Consider the following 13,889-nt stretch of genomic DNA (forward strand, 5'->3'; position numbering starts at 1 on the left):
AAGGACGGCACCGTGATCCAGCATCCGATCGTTCCGGGAAGAGTCCGCCGCTCCGCTCCGGCCGCCGCGGTCGCTGTCCTGGTCGCAACCGTGCTCATGCTGACCGCGCCGGCCCTCGCGCTGGCCGCGCCGGCCCCGAAGCCGGCGCCCGCACCCGGCGCGCCGTCCGGCTGGGTCCGCCTCGGCCACCTCTCGCCGAAGACCCCACCGGTGGACATCTACCTGTCCCTGTTCGGCCTGCCGCAGCGGGTGGCCTTCCGACAGGCCGCCTACGGCGCGGTGACGCCGTACCAGACGCTGGCGCCGGGGACCTACTCTGTGTCCATGCGCCCGGCCGACGCGCCGGCCAGCTCACCGCCGGCGCTGAGCGCCAACGTCGACGTCAGGGCCAACACGGCGAACACCATGCTGGTGTTCGAGAACGGGCCCGACGGCACTATCCGGGGCCAGATGCTCACCGACGACCTGAGTGCGCCCGCCGCCGGTGCCGGCAAGGTCCGGGTGGTGCAGGGGGCACCCGACCCGGACGCCATCGAGGTGAACGTCATCGGTGGGCCCGTCCTCGCCCCGGGGCTGAAGTACGGCGACACCGGCCAGTACGTGACGCTGCCGCAGGGGCACTGGAACGTAGCCCTGCGCTCCGGTGACAGCGTGACACCGGCCACCATGGACGTGCGGTCGGCCTCGGTGTGCACCGTCGTTGTGGTGCACAAGGCCGGCGGGCTCGCCCTGACCGAGCTGCCGGACGCCGTCGGCACCGCCAGCGCCCCGGCCGGTGGCGCGGAGACCGGCGGTGGTGGCACCGCACCCGGTTCCTTCCCGCTGATCCCGGTGCTCGTCGTCGGGCTGGTCGTCGGGTCGCTGACGGTGTGGGTGCCGAGGGCCCGCCGGAGGTCGGGTGTCTAGGGCCACCAGGACCCGCCCCAGCCGCCACCACGCCCGGCACCACCTCGGGTACCGACTGCGGCTGCGGCTGCTCCTGCGCCGGTCCGGGGGCGTTGCCGAGTACGTGGCCGCGACCTTGCTGGTCCTCACCTGCCTGGCGCACGGGATCGCGGTCGCCTGGCTGCTCGACGAACCGAACCGGTCGCGCGCGGCCGGCACCGCGGCGGGTCAGCCACTGCCGACCGCCACCGGCGCGCGCATAGCCGGCACACCGGTGCGCGCCGACGCGGTCGGCCCGGTGCCGGTCGGCCCGGTGCCGGTCGGCCTGGCGATCCCGGCCATCGGGGTCGACGAGCGAACCCTGGTCACGCTCGGGCGCAACCCCGACGGCAGCCTCCAGGTGCCGTCGGACTACGCCAGGGCAGGCTGGTTCACCGGCGGCCCGGTACCCGGGCGCCCGGGGCCGTCGGTGATCGCCGGGCACGTCGACTCCCGAGCCGGGCCGGCGGTGTTCTTCCGGCTGCGCGAGCTGCGGGCCGGCGACGTGGTGACCGTGCGGATGTCCGACGGTGGTCAGCTGCCGTTCCGGGTCGACGGCGTGCGCCAGTACCCGAAGGCGAACTTTCCGACCGCCGCCGTGTACGGCCCGGTTCCCGGCGCGGCGCTGCGCCTGATCACCTGCGGCGGCAGCTTCGACCGGACTGTGCGCTCCTACCGCGACAACGTGGTGGTGTACGCCTCGCGCCAGCCGTGACCGGCCCGGCTCAGCGCCGGATGGTCAGGCCGACCCGCTGGAACTCCTTGAGGTCGGAGTAACCGGTCTTGGCCAGCGCCCGGCGCAGCGCCCCGAACAGGTTCACCGTGCCGTCCGGGGTGTCCGAGGGGCCGAACAGCACCGACTCCAGGTCACGCGTCCCCGGCGCGACACCCGTCACGTCACTGCGCGGCAGCGACGGGTGCGCGGCGGCCGGCGTCCAGTACAGCCCGCCGCCCGGCGCCTCCGACGCCTCGGCCAGCTGCTCGCCCAGCATCACCGCGTCCGCCCCGCAGGCGACCGCCTTCGCGATGTCCCCGGAGCCGAAGATCCCGCCGTCCGCGATCACGTGCACGTACCGCCCACCGGTCTCGTCCAGGTAGTCCCGGCGCGCGGCGGCCGCATCCACGATCGCGGTGGCCATCGGCACCCCGATACCGAGCACGGCGTCCGTGGTGGTGGCCGTCGACTCGCCGTAGCCGACCAGCACGCCGGCCGCCCCGGTGCGCATCAGGTGCATCGCGGTGCGGTGGTCGCCGACCCCGCCGGCGACCACGGGTACGTCCAGGTCGTTGATGAACTGCTTGAGGTTGAGCGGCTGGCCGGCGCTGGACACGTGCTCGGCGGAGATGATGGTGCCCTGTACGAACAGGATCTCCACGCCGGCCGCCAGCAGGTGCGGGGTGAGCTCCCTGGCCCGCTGCGGACTGACCCGCGCGGCGACCGTCACGCCGGCCTCGCGCACCGGGCGCAACGCCTCCGCGATCAGGTCCGGCTGGATCGGCGCGGTGTGCAGCCGCTGCAGCAGGCGCAGCACGGCCGACGGGTCGTCGTCCTCGGCCGCGACCACCAGCTGGGCCAGCACCGCCACCGGGTCCGCGTGGCGGGCCCAGAGTCCCTCCGCGTTGAGCACGCCGAGCCCACCCAGCTGGCCGACCCGGACCGCGGTGGCCGGCGACACGATCGCATCGGTCGGATGGGTCACCAGCGGGATGTCGAACCGGTAGGCGTCGAGCTGCCAGGCGGTGGACACCTCTTTCGACGTCCGGGTCCGCCGCGACGGCACGATCTCGATCTGCTGCAGGTCGTAGGCCCGCCGGGCGCTGCGGCCCATCCCGATCTCTACAAGGTCACGCACGGAGGAGAGCGTATGTCAGTGATCCTCGGTGACCGCCGGAGGTCAGCGGGTGACGTAGTTGGGTGCCTCGGCGGTCATCGTGATGTCGTGCGGGTGGCTCTCCTTGAGCCCGGCCGAGGTGATCCGCACCAGCTGGGCCTGCTGCAGGTCAGCGATGGTGGCCGAGCCCGTGTAGCCCATCCCGGAGCGCAGCCCGCCGAGCAGCTGGTGCATCACCTGGGTGAGTGGGCCGCGGAACGGGACCCGCCCCTCGATGCCCTCCGGCACCAGCTTGTCCTCGCTGAGCACGTCGTCCTGGGCGTACCGGTCCCGGGAGTAGGACTTTCCGCCGGTGCCTGTGCCGTCGGCCGCCCCTCGCGTGCGCATGGCACCGAGCGAGCCCATCCCCCGGTAGGTCTTGAACTGCTTGCCGCCGACCAGGATCAGGTCGCCGGGCGCCTCCGCGGTGCCGGCCAGCAGACTGCCCAGCATGACGCTGCTCGCACCGGACGCGATCGCCTTGGCGATGTCGCCGGAGTACTGGATGCCGCCGTCGCCGATCACCGGCACGCCGGCCGGTGCGCAGGCCTGGGCGGCCTCGTAGATCGCGGTGATCTGCGGCGCGCCGACCCCGGCCACCACCCGGGTGGTACAGATCGAGCCCGGGCCGACGCCGACCTTGACCCCGTCCGCGCCGGCGTCCACCAGCGCCTGGGCGCCTTCCCGCGTCGCCACGTTGCCGCCCACCACGTCGACCCCGTCACCGGTGTCCTTGACCAGGCGGGCCACCATCTCCAGCACCCGGCGGGAGTGCCCGTGCGCGGTGTCCACCATGATCACGTCGACGCCCGCCTCGACCAGCAGCATGGCGCGCTCCACGGCGTCGTCCCCGACGCCCACCGCGGCACCGACCAGCAGCCGGCCGTCCGGGTCCTTGGTGGCCAGCGGGTACTGCTCGGTCTTCACGAAGTCCTTGACCGTGATCAGGCCGCGCAGCATCCCGGCGCCGTCCACGATGGGCAGCTTCTCGATCTTGTGCCGGCGGAGCAGCCCCAGCGCGGCCTCGGCGGTCACCCCGACCTGGGCGGTGACCAGCGGCTGCCGCGTCATCACCTCGCTGACCCGGCGGCCGTGGTCCAGCTCGAAGCGCATGTCCCGGTTGGTGATGATGCCGAGCAGAGTGCCGTCCGGGTGGGTCACCGGTACGCCGGAGATCCGGTACCGGGCGCAGAGCTCGTCCACCTCGCGCAGCGTGGCATCCGGCGCGCAGGTCACCGGGTCGGTCACCATCCCGGCCTCGGACCGCTTGACGACCTCCACCTGGGCGGCCTGGTCCTGCGCGGACTGGTTGCGGTGCAACACACCCATACCGCCCTGGCGGGCCATCGCAATGGCCATCCGGGCCTCGGTGACCGTGTCCATCGCCGACGACACCAGCGGCACCCGCAGCCGCACGTTGCGGCTGAGCTGGGTGGCGGTGTCGGCCGCGCTGGGCAGCACGTCGGATTCCGAAGGCAGCAGCAGCACGTCGTCGAAGGTCAGCCCGAGCCGGGCGAACTTCGGCGGCAGTCCGGCGGTCAGCTCGGTGGTCATGCGATGGTCAACCCTTCGGCGGCGGTCTCGACTCGGCGGGAACTCGACCGGCCGGCGGTCACCGGCCAATGCATCGACATTTCGGACGGCAGGTCGCCGGCCGAGGCAGCAACACAGCGGATCGACGGGACAACCCAATCCTATCCGGCACCTCGGTCGGGCCGCTCGGGATCGGGTCGCGGAACACCCGGACCGGCATCCTGCGGCACTCAACCGGCTATAGCACATACTCGGGCCACACCACCGGCAGAAGCCGGGTACGGTATGCGTCGTGCCGCAGGATGCCCTTCCCCCCGACCCGTTCGCGGGTGACCCGCACGACCCGGCACGGGCGCTGGACAGTCTGCCCGCCGAGGACGAGCCGGAGCCGCTGACCGCCGAGGAACGCGACGAGATCGTGGAAGACCTCAGCGACCTCGCGGTGTACCAGGCGCTGTTGGAGAACCGTGGCATCCGCGGCCTGGTGGTCGACTGCGCGGACTGCGGTGAGCAGCACTTCCACGAGTGGAACCTGCTGCGTGCGAGCCTGCAGCAACTGCTCGACGAGGGCCACATGCGCCGGCACGAGCCCGCGTTCGACCCGGATCCGACCCACTACGTGACCTGGGAGTACTGCCGTGGATATGCCGATGCGGTGTTCAGCTCGGGCTGAACACCGCATCAGAGGCAGTACGAGGGTCGTGAGCTGACCCGGTTCCCGAACTCACCGCGACTTCCGGACCGACTCCGGACGTCCGAGGTCAGGTCGTCGGCTCCGGGCGGGGTCCGCTGTCGGGTGTCACCGGCCGGACCGCGCCGTGGGCGCCACCCGGCGGGGTGAAAGTCGGCCGGACGGCGCCGGTCGCATCGGGCTGACCCTCGCTGTCGCCCCCGCCACCCTTCGACTTGCCACCGCCGGAGTGGCCGCCGCCAGAACCGGCCCTGTCGCCGCCGCTCTTCTTGTCGCCAGAGTTGTTGTTGGCCGACCCCTTACTGGCGTTGTCCGAGGTCGGCTTGCTGTGCTTGTCCGAGCCGGAGTTGCCTCCGTTGGAGGAGCCGGGCCCCGGGTTCTTGGCCGGTTGGTTCTTCTCCGGTGGTTTCTTGTCCGGGGCAGGCCTGTTCTCCGGCGCCGGCTTGTTCTCCGGCGCCGGCTTGTTCTCCGGCGCGGGCTTGTTCTCCGGCGGGTTCTTCGCCGGTGGGTTCTTGTCCTGGCCGCCCTGTGGGCCGCCCTGTTGCGGCTGGCCGCCCTGTTGCGGCTGCCCGCCCTGCTGCGGCTGGCCGCCCTGCTGCGGCTGCCCGCCCTGCTGCGGCTGGCCACCCTGCTGCGGCTGGCCACCCTGCTGCGGCTGCCCGCCCTGCTGCGGCTGGCCACCCTGCTGCTGTTGCTGCTGCTGGTCGGACCGGCTGTCCGGTGACGGCTGGCCGCTGTCCGGTGCGGACTGCCTCTCCGAGCCCGGGTTCTGCCCCCGCTGCCGCTCCCGGTCCCGGCCGGGGTCGGACTCGCTGGAGGGCGGCGGGTTCGCGCCGGACGACGGAGCGCCGGCGTTCTGCCGGGCCGGGTCGTTCGAGTTGCTCGGGTCGGTGGAGTTCCGGGGGTCGCGGTGCCGCCGGCTGGGGTCGCGCGGCGTTCCGCGCTCGTCGGTGTCGACGTGCTCGCCCTCGTGCGACTCCTCGGCGGTCGCCATCAGGTTCTGGCTCTTCTCGGCCAGCTCGTCCTTGCGCTGCGGATCCTGAACCTGGTTCAGCTCCGGCGCCACGCTCTGCAGCGCGGCCCGTGCCTCGGCGACCTTGCCCTGCGACAGGGCCTGCTGGGCATTGGTCAACGCCAGGTCGACCCGGTACGCCGCCTCCACCGACTTCGCCCGGTTGGCGTCGATCACCGACGACACCCCCCAGAGCGGGTCGCCCGGCTGCGCGTTGCCGGCCGCCACGGCGACACCGGACAACGCCACCACCGCCACGGCGGCGGCAGCGGCTACCGGCATCAGTCGGCGCCGAGGCCGGGCGGCCCGCTGGCCGGCGACGATCGCGGCGGAGGCCGCATCGGTCGAGACCAGCTCGGGGTAGGGCTCGGACTCCACATCCGCCCGCCACCCGGCCAACATCGCCAGCACCTGCTGGTCGTCGGCGTACCCGTCGTCCATCCCGGCGTCGAAGCCGTGGGTGTACGCCGGACCGACCGAACGCCCGCTCGACAGCGCGTCGAGCAGCTCGTCGTCGGCCCGGATCGACATCATGTCGACGGGGTCGACCTGGTCGCCGTCGTCGGAGAAGTCAAAGGGGGAACTCGAGGACCCGGCACCGGAGCGGCCGGCCCGGCGCTGCCCACGCCCATTCTTCGGGGACTCGTCCCCGCGCCATGAACCACGCATCTCAGACCACCTCCTCCACTACCGACCCTCGGACATTGCTTTGCGCAGCCGACCGAGAGCCCGGTGCTGCGCCACCCGAACGGCGCCCGGCGTCGAGCCCACCGCTTCCGCGGTCTCCTCGGCGGACAAGCCGTTCACCACCCGCAAAATCAAAATTTCACGCTGTTTCTCCGGAAGCACCTCTAGCAGGCGGCCCATCTCTCCGGCGGACTCGAACTGCAGCGCGCGCTGCTCGGGTCCGTCCGAAACCTCTGGACTATCCGGTACATCGGGAACCGGCTCGGACTTGTTACGTCCGGCCGCCCGGTGCGCGTCAATAACTTTGTGCGCGGCGATGCCGTAAACGAAGGCGAGAAAAGGTCTGCCCTGGTCGCGGTAGCTCGAAAGCGCCGTGAGTACCGCCATGCACACCTCCTGCGCAACGTCGTCCGCTGACGCGAACGTCCGTTCGGTGCGCCCGAGGCGGGCACGGCAGTAACGGACCACCAGCGGTCTGATAGTTCTCAGGATGTAGTCCACAGCGACCCGGTCGCCACGGATCGCGGCAGCCAGGTACGCGTCGAACTCTTCGTCCCTCGTATCAGTCATCGCTACTAGTCGTCTAGGTGTTACCGACACGGCCCCTCCAGTGCCCGGGGAGGGTACTGCGTCGCGAAGCAGGCCAATCCCAAAGCCCCCGGGGGCACCAACCGTAGCGGGTGGGTAGGTCCCAGCCCCCAGGTATTTCGAGAGAGAAGACGCACGAGACCGGGAGAGGTTGCGTTTGCAACCTCTCCCGGTCTGGTCTGGTGGCTGTCGCTAGGTAACAGCGGTGAGGACGATCAGGAAACCAAGCCGCGGCGGAACCCGTGCGCCACGGCCTGGGCACGGTCCCGGACGCCGAGCTTGCGGAACAGCCGGCGGGCGTGCGTCTTGACGGTGTCTTCGGACAGGTAGAGCTCACGGCCGATCTGACCGTTGCTCTTGCCCTGGCTCATGCCACGCAGTACCTGGAGCTCCCGCTCGGTGAGCTGCACACCAGGATCGGTGGGAGCCCGAGGGGTGGGTACGGCGGTGCTGGCCAGAGTGTGGGCCAATGCGGCCACCAGCTCAGGACGCGATGCATCCCAGCGAAGGTAGCCTCGAGCTCCCCCGGCAATGGCCGCGGCGATACTGCCAGCGTCGTCCGGTGCCCCGAACACAATGACGTTGGCCTGGGGATGCGCTGCGACAAGTCGACGTGTTGCTTCGACACCGGTGGGCACCGCGCGTTGCGTCCCCACCAGAACGACGTCGACCGGTTGCCGGGAGTACCGGGCCAGCAGTTCGTCGCCATGTGCCACACAGTCGATTCGGTGCACCCCCGGCACCGCGGACATCACACGAGTGAGCCCCTCACGAACGCTGCGACGATCATCGCAGATCAGTACCGTCGTCACAGGGACTCCTTCCTACAGCTGCTTCCTGCAGCCGGGTGACATCTCATCCCCCGTATCGGCTGGCAGGGAATCTACCTTGACACGATCAGGGCTTATTTTTGCACTCCATTCGGGAAGAATGCGCTGAGCGGCGCGTCTCGGCCGGGTGATAGGGATCCAAATGGAGCAATTTTGTCTCTGAGAGGGTCGGCACCCAGGGTGAACGGTCCAACACAGATCGTGCGAAGGGGTCACTGTGTCGGCGGATTGTCCACACAATCTGGGCGGCCCGACTGCGGTGGGTGGTCGATCGATCCAAGTCGGTGGGCTCCACCAGGCCTGCCAGCATCAGCTGGATCGGCCATTCGAGGGTCCATAACCCAGACTGACGCGTCCGTTCGGACAGCTTGCTGAGAACGGCGATCACCCGCTCGGGCGGACTCCCGGCGCCGGCCTCGGCCGCCGCGAGCACGAGCGCGGACTTGACCTGGTGCCGCACGGCGCCGGCCGCGGTGGCGCGTGCCAGCGCCGGGCGCGCCCACTCGATCGCCGGTTCCGGCCGGTTCTGGCTCAGTGCGAGCTCGGCGCGCACCCAGTGCCAGCGCACACCCGGACGCCAGGACGGGTGCTCGGCGGCCGCCGGCTCGGCCAGCCGCAGCAACCGGTCGGCCAGTTCCAGGTCGGCCAGCCCGATCGCATCGGCGGCCAGCCCGAGTAGTGCGTCCACCCTGGCGGCCGGCAGGTCCAGTCCGGCACCGGCACCACCCGGTCCGGCACCAACCGGTCCGGCACCAACCGGTCCGGCACCGCACCCGGAGACGGTGCTCTCAACACTGTCAGCGCTCTCAGTGGCGAGATTCTCAGTGGCGAGATTCTCAGTGGCGAGATTCTCAATGGCGCTCTCAGCGGCGCCCCCGCCGTTCTCAGGATCGGTGGCCAGTGCGAGCCCCAGACCGTCCCAGCGCCTCGCCGCCAGGTGACCGCCGGACTGGCGCAGGTGCGCGGCCCTGGTCACGGCGGCGTGCGCACGCACGGTCCTGCTGGCTCCTGACCGGCCGCTGACGCCGGCCAGCAGCGTCGCGGCGGCGGCGTAACGGCCACGGGCCCCGAGCGCCACAGCGGCCAGCCAGCGCTGTTCGGCCGGATCACCCGGATGGACCACTATCGGCGCCTCGGGTCGGTCGCCGAACGCGATCCGGACCAGGGCGACGGCACCGGCGGTCTCGAATACGCGCCGGTCACCGGGGTTGTCAACTCCGGTGCTCACCGGTTCACCCGATGCGAGGTCATTGTGAGCTGTGCCCTCTCCAGAATGCTTGTCAAGTACCGAAACCCGCTCCTAATGTGACGGTCAAATGTTTGACCAGTTAGGTGCCCGATCCTGCACGTCAGGCTCGAGCCTTCGAGAGAGTCGTATCGGGGGTACGAAACATGGCTGATACACGCAGGTTGCCCGGTCCGAACGCGGATGTGTGGGACTGGCAGCGCAGCGGCGCGTGTCGGGGCATGGACAGCGCGTTCTTCTTTCACCCGGAAGGTGAGCGCGGCCCGGCCAGGGCGAACCGGGAGGCCAGGGCCAAGTCGGTCTGTGGTGGCTGCGGGGTCCTCGACCAGTGTCGGCGGCATGCGCTCGCGGTGCAGGAGCCCTACGGGATCTGGGGCGGACTCTCCGAGTCCGAGCGCGACGGCCTGCTCCGGACGAAGAAGCGGCAGCTCACACTTCGGTGAGCTGCCGCTTCTTCGTGTGGCCCTAGGACCGTGTCGCACGTGTTCTAACGCTGGAACGAGCCAGGTCAGTGCCCGTGACCGTGGCCGCCGTGGCCGCCGGCGGCCGGCTGCTCCTCGACGGGCTTGTCCACGATGGTGCTTTCGGTGGTCAGCACCATGCGGGCGATCGAGGCGGCGTTGATGACCGCCGACTTGGTGACCTTCGCCGGGTCGACGATGCCGTCGGCGATCAGATCGCCGTAGACCAGCGTGGCGGCGTTGAAACCGCTGCCCCAGGGCTGCTCGGCAACCTTAAAGACGACGACCCTGCCCTCCTGGCCGGCGTTCGCGGCGATCCACTGGACCGGAGCCTGCAGCGCGCGGCGCACGATGGCGACACCGGTCGCGGAGTCACCGGTCAGCCCGAGCCCATCGGCGAGCTCCTTGGACGCGTGCAGCAGCGCGGAACCGCCACCGGGCACGACGCCCTCCTCGACCGCCGCGCGGGTGGCCGCTACCGCGTCCTCGATGCGGTGCTTGCGCTCCTTCATCTCGGTCTCGGTTGCCGCGCCGACCTTGACCACGGCGACCCCGCCGGACAGCTTGGCCAGCCGCTCCTGCAGCTTCTCGCGGTCCCACTCGGAATCGGTGGACTCGATCTCGGCCTTGAGCTGCGACACCCGAGCGTCCACGTCGGCCTTGGCGCCGGCGCCGTCGACCAGGGTGGTGGTGTCCTTGGTGACCACCAGGCGGCGGGCCTTGCCCAGCACCTCGAGGCCGGCCTCGGACAGCTTGAGCCCGATCTCCGGGTTGATCACCTGTGCGGCGGTGGCGACGGCCAGGTCGTCCAGGAATGCCTTGCGGCGGTCCCCGAAGTACGGCGCCTTGACCGCGCAGACCCGCAGCGTCTTGCGGATCGAGTTGACGACCAGGGTGGACAGTGCCTCGCCCTCGACGTCCTCGGCCACGATCAGCAGTGGCTTGCCCTCGCCGAGCACCTTCTCCAGCAACGGCAGCAGGTCGGCGATCGCGCCGATCTTCTCCCGGTGCAGCAGGATGTAGGCGTCCTCGAGCACCGCCTCCATCGACTCGGAGTCGGTCACGAAGTAGGGCGAGAGGTAGCCCTTGTCGAACTGCAGGCCCTCGGTGATCTCGAGCTCGGTGGCCAGCGTGGAGCCTTCCTCCACGGTGATCACACCGTCCTCGCCGACCGCCTGCATCGCCTGGCTGATCAGCTCGCCGATCTCGGCGTCCCGGGAGGCCACGGTGGCGACCTGGGCGATGCCGCTGCCGCCGGTGACCGGGGTGGCCTTCTCGGTGAGGATCTCGGCGATCTTGTCGGCCGCGGCCGAGATGCCGATCCCCAGCGCGGTCGGGTTGGCGCCGGCGGCCACGTTGCGCAGCCCCTCGTTGACCATGGCCTGGGCCAGCACGGTCGCGGTGGTGGTGCCGTCACCGGCGACGTCGTTGGTCTTGGTGGCAACGGCCTTGGCCAGCTGGGCGCCGAGGTTCTCGAACGGGTCTTCCAGGTCGATCTCGCGCGCGATGGTGACACCGTCGTTGGTCACCGTCGGGCCGCCGAACTTCTTGTCCAGTACGACGTGCCGGCCACGCGGGCCAAGGGTCACCTTGACCGCGTCGGCGAGCTGGTTCACCCCGCGCTCCAGCGCCCGCCGCGCCGACTCGTCGAAATTGATCTGCTTGGGCATTTTTGCCTTTCACCTAATCCATGGGTACGAAACGGCGAAACGCCGCCCCGGCTGGCCGGATCGTCAACTCTCCGGTGGCCGGGACGGCGTCGCGTGCTAGAAGACGGTCAGTTGACGACCGCGAGCACGTCGCGGGCGGAGAGGATGAGGTACTCCTCGCCGTTGTACTTGACCTCGGTGCCGCCGTACTTGGAGTAGATGACGACGTCGCCGACACTCACGTCCACCGGGACGCGGTTGCCGTTGTCGTCCACCCGACCCGGGCCGACCGCGAGGACCTTGCCCTCCTGGGGCTTCTCCTTGGCGGTGTCCGGGATGACGATGCCTGACGCGGTCGTCGTCTCGGCCTCACTGGCCTGCACGACGATCTTGTCTTCGAGCGGCTTGATGTTCACGCTCGCCACGAGTGTGCCCTCCCCTTCCTGGGGTGTTCATGAAGGATTCCCGGTTGAGAATCGCCATGTTGGGAACGACGGCCACGGTGCCCCGCCGTCGCGGGTGCCGGGGCACCGAGCTGCCGCGTAATTGGCACTCTACCCACGAGAGTGCCAAGCCTCAACGCCGACCCGCGTGGACTTCGAGGTTCACCGCGAGTTGGTTCACACGCCGCCCGGTGTCCGGTTGGCTGACGGGTATGTCCTCCTCGGGAACACCGGCCTCCGCCGGGTCCGCCGGACCGTCCCGGCGGGCGGTACTGCGCGGCGGCCTGACCGGGGCGGCGGCACTGGCCGGTCTCGCTTCGGCGGGAACGCTGGCCGGGTGCGCCTCGGCCGGTTGGCCCCGAAGCTCGGCGCTGGTGGCCGGGTCATTTCAGGGCCCGGCGGCGGCACGGTCGGCGGGCTCGGTGTTCACGCTCGGCGTGGCCTCCGGCGACCCGACCCCGGACGGCATGGTGCTGTGGACCCGACTGGCCCGCGACCCGGCGCACGAGGACGGCCTCGGCGGCATGCCGACCGGCGCCGGGTCCAGCTCCCTGGCGGTGGTCGACGTGGACTGGGAGCTGGCCGCCGACCAGCGCTTCGGCAAGGTGCTGCAACGGGGTACCGCGCGGACGGGCGCCGACCTCGGCTACTCCGTGCACGTGGAGACCAGGGGGCTGCCGGCCGGGCGGGAGTACTGGTACCGGTTCCGGGTCGGCAGGGGCAGCGGCGCCGAGCTGTCCCCGGCCGGGCGCACCCGGACCACCCCGGCGGCCACCGCGCTGACCCCGCTGAACCTCTGCTTCGTCTCCTGCGCACGCTACGAACAGGGCCTGTTCACCGCGTACCGCCGACTCGCCGAGGACCAGCCCGACGTGGTGCTGCACCTCGGCGACTACAGCTACGAGTACGCCTCGGACAGCACCTCGGTGCGCCAGCTGGCGGGCGGTGTTGAGCGCACCCTGGCCGACTACCGGCGGCGCTACGCGCAGTACCACGCCGACCCCGACCTGGCGGCCGCGCACGCCGCCGCGCCCTGGATCGCGGTCTTCGACGACCACGAGGTGGAGAACAACTGGGCCGACATGATCCCCGAGAACCCCGGCGAACCGGACTTCGCGGGGCGACGGGCGGCCGCGTTCCAGGCGTACTACGAGAACATGCCGCTCCGCCCGTCGGCCCGGCCGTCCGGGGTGAACATGCGGCTCTACCGGCGGCTGGGCTGGGGTGCGCTGGCCACCTTCCACATGCTCGACACCCGGCAGTTCCGCGATGACCAGCTGTGCGGCGACCGCTACGACAGCGACTGCGTCGCCCGGGTGGATCCGGCGCGGAGTCTGATGGGGGCCACCCAGGAGGCGTGGCTGGCCGAGGGGTTCGCCCGGTCCACCGCGCGCTGGGACCTGATCGGCCAGCAGGTGATGTTCTCCCAGGTCGACCTCACGCCCGGGGCCGACCGAGGGTTCAACCCGGACGCCTGGGACGGCTACGTCGGCTGCCGGGACCGGGTGGTCGACAGCTGGGTCGCCGCCGGGGTGCGCAATCCGGTGGTCCTCTCCGGGGACGCGCACCGGCACTGGGCGGCGGACGTGAAGACCCGGTTCGACGACCCGGCCGCGCCGGTGGTGGGCACCGAGCTGGTGGCCACCTCGATCGCGGCCGGTGGCGACGGGTCGGAGCAGCTGCCGACCACGGCGGCGGTGCTCGCGGAGAACCCGCACGTGAAATTCTTCAACAACCGGCGCGGATACGTCCGCACGACGGTCACCCCGGACACCCTGACGGCCGACTTCCGGGTAGTGCCGTACGTGTCCCGCCCGGGCGCGCCGGCCGAGACGCGGGCCAGCTTCGTGATCGAGGACCGGGCCGCCGGCCTGACCCAGCTCTGAGGCGAGCCGGGCGAGCCGGGCGAGCAGGCGAGCAGGGCGAGCCGGGCGAGCCGCAAGGTTGTTACCGA

The 13,889-nt window shown here is 71.0% G+C and carries 13 protein-coding genes; 5 read left to right on the top strand and 8 right to left on the bottom strand.

Annotation, left to right across the window (positions count from 1 at the left end; all coding sequences use genetic code 11):
* Positions 1-12 precede the first annotated feature (12 nt).
* Positions 13-906: a DUF4397 domain-containing protein gene (locus tag ACTXG6_RS00245; protein WP_445185722.1), complete on the top strand. Its 894-nt coding sequence runs from the start codon at positions 13-15 to the stop codon at positions 904-906.
* Positions 899-1,639 (top strand): class F sortase, encoded by a 741-nt coding sequence (locus ACTXG6_RS00250; protein WP_445185723.1) that lies wholly within the window; start codon positions 899-901, stop codon positions 1,637-1,639. The genes ACTXG6_RS00245 and ACTXG6_RS00250 overlap by 8 nt, the downstream gene beginning before the upstream one ends.
* 10 nt (positions 1,640-1,649) lie before the next feature.
* Here the strand turns inward: ACTXG6_RS00250 and ACTXG6_RS00255 are convergent, their stop codons facing one another.
* The gene (locus ACTXG6_RS00255) at positions 1,650-2,777 is read right to left on the bottom strand and encodes a GuaB3 family IMP dehydrogenase-related protein (RefSeq protein WP_445185724.1); all 1,128 of its coding nucleotides are present in this window, start codon (positions 2,775-2,777) and stop codon (positions 1,650-1,652) included.
* A gap of 42 nt (positions 2,778-2,819) precedes the next feature.
* Positions 2,820-4,349, bottom strand: coding sequence for an IMP dehydrogenase (gene guaB, locus ACTXG6_RS00260; RefSeq protein ID WP_445185725.1), 1,530 nt, complete (start codon positions 4,347-4,349; stop codon positions 2,820-2,822).
* A gap of 271 nt (positions 4,350-4,620) precedes the next feature.
* Between guaB and ACTXG6_RS00265 the strand changes: the two genes are divergently transcribed.
* Positions 4,621-5,001: a DUF5319 domain-containing protein gene (locus ACTXG6_RS00265; RefSeq protein ID WP_445185726.1), complete on the top strand. Its 381-nt coding sequence runs from the start codon at positions 4,621-4,623 to the stop codon at positions 4,999-5,001.
* Between the two features lie 88 nt (positions 5,002-5,089).
* Here ACTXG6_RS00265 and ACTXG6_RS00270 read toward each other — a convergent pair whose 3' ends face one another.
* From ACTXG6_RS00270 to ACTXG6_RS00285, 4 genes are all read right to left on the bottom strand, one after another.
* Entirely contained in the window at positions 5,090-6,700 is a 1,611-nt protein-coding gene (locus tag ACTXG6_RS00270) for an anti-sigma-D factor RsdA (protein ID WP_445185727.1), read from the bottom strand.
* An 18-nt stretch (positions 6,701-6,718) separates the two neighbouring features.
* Positions 6,719-7,288, bottom strand: a complete 570-nt coding sequence (locus tag ACTXG6_RS00275) for a sigma-70 family RNA polymerase sigma factor (RefSeq protein ID WP_445185728.1) — start codon at positions 7,286-7,288, stop codon at positions 6,719-6,721.
* A 233-nt stretch (positions 7,289-7,521) separates the two neighbouring features.
* Complete coding sequence (locus ACTXG6_RS00280; RefSeq protein WP_028926878.1) at positions 7,522-8,118, bottom strand: response regulator transcription factor; 597 nt, start codon at positions 8,116-8,118, stop codon at positions 7,522-7,524.
* A gap of 85 nt (positions 8,119-8,203) precedes the next feature.
* Positions 8,204-9,364, bottom strand: coding sequence for a hypothetical protein (locus tag ACTXG6_RS00285; protein WP_445185729.1), 1,161 nt, complete (start codon positions 9,362-9,364; stop codon positions 8,204-8,206).
* 164 nt (positions 9,365-9,528) lie between these two features.
* Here ACTXG6_RS00285 and ACTXG6_RS00290 point away from each other — a divergent pair, with 164 nt between their 5' ends.
* Positions 9,529-9,825, top strand: coding sequence for a WhiB family transcriptional regulator (locus ACTXG6_RS00290; protein WP_445185730.1), 297 nt, complete (start codon positions 9,529-9,531; stop codon positions 9,823-9,825).
* Between the two features lie 65 nt (positions 9,826-9,890).
* On the opposite strand, the gene groL is transcribed toward ACTXG6_RS00290, so the two are convergent.
* On the bottom strand, positions 9,891-11,513 hold the full coding sequence (gene groL / locus ACTXG6_RS00295; protein ID WP_445185731.1) for a chaperonin GroEL: 1,623 nt from the start codon (positions 11,511-11,513) through the stop codon (positions 9,891-9,893).
* Positions 11,514-11,620: 107 nt separating this feature from the next.
* The gene (groES, locus tag ACTXG6_RS00300) at positions 11,621-11,917 is read right to left on the bottom strand and encodes a co-chaperone GroES (protein ID WP_028926881.1); all 297 of its coding nucleotides are present in this window, start codon (positions 11,915-11,917) and stop codon (positions 11,621-11,623) included.
* A gap of 230 nt (positions 11,918-12,147) precedes the next feature.
* On the opposite strand from groES, the gene ACTXG6_RS00305 reads away from it, so the two are divergent.
* Positions 12,148-13,821: an alkaline phosphatase D family protein gene (locus tag ACTXG6_RS00305; protein ID WP_445185732.1), complete on the top strand. Its 1,674-nt coding sequence runs from the start codon at positions 12,148-12,150 to the stop codon at positions 13,819-13,821.
* Positions 13,822-13,889 lie beyond the last annotated feature (68 nt).

The sequence above is a fragment of the Pseudonocardia sp. Cha107L01 genome, assembly GCF_052566575.1.